General features: G+C 51.4%; 1 protein-coding gene. It reads right to left on the bottom strand.

Annotated elements, in window-relative coordinates:
* A partial coding sequence (locus LQ227_RS25550) for a hypothetical protein (RefSeq protein ID WP_230151942.1) occupies positions 1-1,111 on the bottom strand: 1,111 nt, incomplete at both ends.

Consider the following 1,111-nt stretch of genomic DNA (forward strand, 5'->3'; position numbering starts at 1 on the left):
GGATCGGTAGGCGACAATGGTGTTGGATCTACCGAAGTGGTTGTGATATTGTTATTTTTAGGGTCTTTTCCGGTAGCGGTCGCCACGTTGAACACACCGCCGTTATCGATCTCCGCCTGTGTTAGGGTATGGAAACCGGTGAAAGTGCTGTTGTCTGAAGCACCTACCGCTAAACTTGCGATCGGGCCACCAGAAATGGTTGCATTGGCATCGGTAACCGTCACATTTGTCAAGGTTACGTTGCCTGTATTGGTCACCACGAAAGTGTAGTTGATCCGGTCGCCCGCATCTACCTTACCGTTCGTGTTGAAGTCATTGTAAGAACCGTCTTTCGCCAGGGTCATTGCGCCTGTGTGTACAATCGGTGTAACCGTACAGCTTGGGCATGCCGGTGTTGGCGGCGTAACCGGATAGTTCGGATCGGTAGGCGACAATGGTGTTGGATCTACCGAAGTGGTTGTGATATTGTTATTTTTAGGGTCTTTTCCGGTAGCGGTCGCCACGTTGAACACACCGCCGTTATCGATCTCCGCCTGTGTTAGGGTATGGAAACCGGTGAAAGTACTATTGTCTGAAGCACCTACCGCTAAACTTGCGATCGGGCCACCAGAAATGGTTGCATTGGCATCGGTAACCGTCACATTTGTCAAGGTTACGTTGCCTGTATTGGTCACCACGAAAGTGTAGTTGATCCGGTCGCCCGCATCTACCTTACCGTTCGTGTTGAAGTCATTGTAAGAACCGTCCTTGGCCAGGGTCATTGCGCCTGTGTGTACAATCGGTGTAACCGTACAGCCTGGGCATGCAGGTGTTGGCGGTGTAACCGGATAGTTCGGATCGGTAGGCGACAATGGTGTCGGATCTACCGAAGTGGTCGTAACCGGTTTGTCCTTCGGATCTTTTCCGGTAGCGGTCGCCACGTTGAACACACCGCCGTTATCGATCTCCGCCTGTGTTAGGGTATGGAAACCGGTGAAAGTACTATTGTCTGAAGCACCTACCGCTAAACTTGCGATCGGGCCACCAGAAATGGTTGCATTGGCATCGGTAACCGTCACATTTGTCAAGGTTACGTTGCCTGTATTGGTCACCACGAAAGTGTAGTTGATCC

Source organism: Pedobacter sp. Bi27 (assembly GCF_918698255.1).
Taxonomy (GTDB): domain Bacteria; phylum Bacteroidota; class Bacteroidia; order Sphingobacteriales; family Sphingobacteriaceae; genus Pedobacter.